Below are 3391 nucleotides of genomic sequence, written 5' to 3' on the forward strand. Positions count from 1 at the left end.
TCGCACTTCTGATACCTCCAGCATGCCTCACAACACACCTTCTACGGCTTACAGAACGCTCCCCTACCCAATACACTTGCGTGCACTGCCGCAGCTTCGGTGCATAGTTTTAGCCCCGTTACATCTTCCGCGCAGGCCGACTCGACTAGTGAGCTATTACGCTTTCTTTAAATGATGGCTGCTTCTAAGCCAACATCCTAGCTGTCTAAGCCTTCCCACTTCGTTTCCCACTTAACTATGACTTTGGGACCTTAGCTGGCGGTCTGGGTTGTTTCCCTCTTCACGACGAACGTTAGCACCCGCCGTGTGTCTCCCATGATTCAACTTGTCAGTATTCGGAGTTTGCATCGGGTTGGTAAGCCGGGATGGCCCCCTAGCCGAAACAGTGCTCTACCCCCAACAGTCATTCATGAGGCGCTACCTAAATAGCTTTCGGGGAGAACCAGCTATCTCCCGGTTTGATTGGCCTTTCACCCCCAGCCACAGGTCATCCGCTAATTTTTCAACATTAGTCGGTTCGGTCCTCCAGTTAGTGTTAACCAACCTTCAACCTGCCCATGGCTAGATCACCGGGTTTCGGGTCTATACCCTGCAACTTAACGCACAGTTAATACTCGGTTTCCCTTCGGCTCCCCTATTCGGTTAACCTCGCTACAGAATATAAGTCGCTGACCCATTATACAAAAGGTACGCAGTCACTATTACCCAACGGTAACAGCTCCCACTGATTGTACGTACACGGTTTCAGGGTCTATTTCACTCCCCTCCCGGGGTTCTTTTCGCCTTTCCCTCACGGTACTGGTTCACTATCGGTCAATCAGGAGTATTTAGCCTTGGAGGATGGTCCCCCCTTCTTCAGACAGGATATCACGTGTCCCGCCCTACTCTATAAGCTTCCACATAACGTACCTTCGTGTACGGGACTTTCACCCTCTATCGTGCGACTTTCCAGACGCTTCCACTAATACCTTATGCTACCCGCTTGGGCTCCTCCCCTTTCGCTCGCCGCTACTCAGGGAATCTCGGTTGATTTCTTTTCCTCGGGGTACTTAGATGTTTCAGTTCTCCCGGTTCGCCTCATCTAACTATGAATTCATTAGATGATAGTGTGGTTACCCACACTGGGTTTCCCCATTCGGACATCGACGGCTATTACGCTTTTTATCAGCTTACCGTCGCTTTTCGCAGATTAACACGTCCTTCTTCGCCTCTGATTGCCTAGGCATCCACCGTGTACGCTTAATTTCTTAACCTTACAACTCACAGTTGTCTTGGTTTAAATTACGCTTTCTTCTCTTTCTTACTTATTCTCTTTTTATTTATAGATTGTTCAATCAAAGTTCAATAAACTTTAACTCAACCTATAATTAAAAGCCTTTCGTAAAAACGAGAACTCGTTTCTTTCAGCTTGTTCCTAATTGTTAAAGAGCTTTATCTTTCTATTCACTTAAACACTAAATCAAGTAAATACAAACATAATTTTTTAGAAAATAATTTCATCACATTTTATGGCGTCCCCTAGGGGATTCGAACCCCTGTTACCGCCGTGAAAGGGCGATGTCCTAGGCCTCTAGACGAAGGGGACTTAATTATTTCTCTTCTAAACAAACAATCTGTGTGAACACTTACGAGCACTTCGTAAGGAGGTGATCCAACCGCAGGTTCCCCTACGGTTACCTTGTTACGACTTCACCCCAGTCATGAACCACACCGTGGTAAACGCCCTCCCGAAGGTTAAGCTATCTACTTCTGGTGCAACCCACTCCCATGGTGTGACGGGCGGTGTGTACAAGGCCCGGGAACGTATTCACCGTGACATTCTGATTCACGATTACTAGCGATTCCGACTTCATGGAGTCGAGTTGCAGACTCCAATCCGGACTTAGACGTACTTTGTGAGGTCCGCTTACTCTCGCGAGGTCGCCTCCCTTTGTATACGCCATTGTAGCACGTGTGTAGCCCTGGTCGTAAGGGCCATGATGACTTGACGTCGTCCCCACCTTCCTCCGCTTTATCAACGGCAGTCTCCTTTGAGTTCCCGACCTAATCGATGGCAACAAAGGATAAGGGTTGCGCTCGTTGCGGGACTTAACCCAACATTTCACAACACGAGCTGACGACAGCCATGCAGCACCTGTCTCACAGTTCCCGAAGGCACTCTCGTATCTCTACAAGATTCTGTGGATGTCAAGACCAGGTAAGGTTCTTCGCGTTGCATCGAATTAAACCACATGCTCCACCGCTTGTGCGGGCCCCCGTCAATTCATTTGAGTTTTAACCTTGCGGCCGTACTCCCCAGGCGGTCGATTTATCGCGTTAGCTTCGGAGCCCATCACTCTAGGCAACAAACTCCAAATCGACATCGTTTACAGCGTGGACTACCAGGGTATCTAATCCTGTTTGCTCCCCACGCTTTCGCATCTCAGCGTCAGTATCTGTCCAGAAGGCCGCCTTCGCCACCGGTATTCCTCCACATCTCTACGCATTTCACCGCTACACGTGGAATTCTACCTTCCTCTACAATACTCTAGTTAACCAGTTTTAAGTGCAATTCCTAGGTTGAGCCCAGGGCTTTCACACCTAACTTAATTATCCGCCTACATGCCCTTTACGCCCAGTCATTCCGATTAACGCTCGCACCCTCCGTATTACCGCGGCTGCTGGCACGGAGTTAGCCGGTGCTTCTTCTGTGATTAACGTCAATTAATGCACCTGTTAGATACATCACCTTCCTCATCACCGAAAGTACTTTACAACCCGAAGGCCTTCTTCATACACGCGGCATGGCTGCATCAGGGTTCCCCCCATTGTGCAATATTCCCCACTGCTGCCTCCCGTAGGAGTCTGGACCGTGTCTCAGTTCCAGTGTGGCTGGTCATCCTCTCAGACCAGCTAGAGATCGTCGCCTTGGTGAGCCTTTACCCCACCAACTAGCTAATCCCATATGGGTTCATCAAATGGCGCATGGCCCGTAGGTCCCACGCTTTGGTCTCTCAACTTTATGCGGTATTAGCAGTCGTTTCCAACTGTTGTCCCCCTCCATTCGGCAGATCCCCATACCTTACTCACCCGTCCGCCACTCGTCATCAAGTGCAAGCACTCATGTTACCGTTCGACTTGCATGTGTTAAGCCTGCCGCCAGCGTTCAATCTGAGCCATGATCAAACTCTTCAATTTAAAGTTTGATGCTCAATAACTGTCTCTGACATATTCAAATGAATCTTCAGTGTCACTTATCAAGACTTAATTTTTTAGTCCGTAGACTTTAATCTTTTGTCTCGCAAGTGCCCACACAGATTGTCTGTTTCTTCTTTTTAAAGAGCTGACAGCTTATATTCCTCATCAACTTTTCGTTGACTTAGTTCTCTGTCTCAAGGGTTGCGTATACTAC

1 tRNA gene and 2 rRNA genes are annotated in these 3391 nt (G+C 48.4%); all 3 read right to left on the reverse strand.

Annotated elements, in window-relative coordinates:
• Nucleotides 1-1253 (reverse strand): 23S ribosomal RNA (locus A9G43_RS04395); the annotation flags it as partial.
• A 256-nt stretch (nt 1254-1509) separates the two neighbouring features.
• Nucleotides 1510-1585: transfer RNA gene (locus A9G43_RS04400), tRNA-Glu, on the reverse strand.
• A gap of 54 nt (nt 1586-1639) precedes the next feature.
• A 16S ribosomal RNA gene (locus tag A9G43_RS04405) occupies nt 1640-3177 on the reverse strand.
• Nucleotides 3178-3391: the final 214 nt, after the last annotated feature.

It is taken from the genome of Gilliamella sp. Occ3-1 (genome assembly GCF_001690655.1).
GTDB lineage: Bacteria > Pseudomonadota > Gammaproteobacteria > Enterobacterales > Orbaceae > Gilliamella > Gilliamella apicola_P.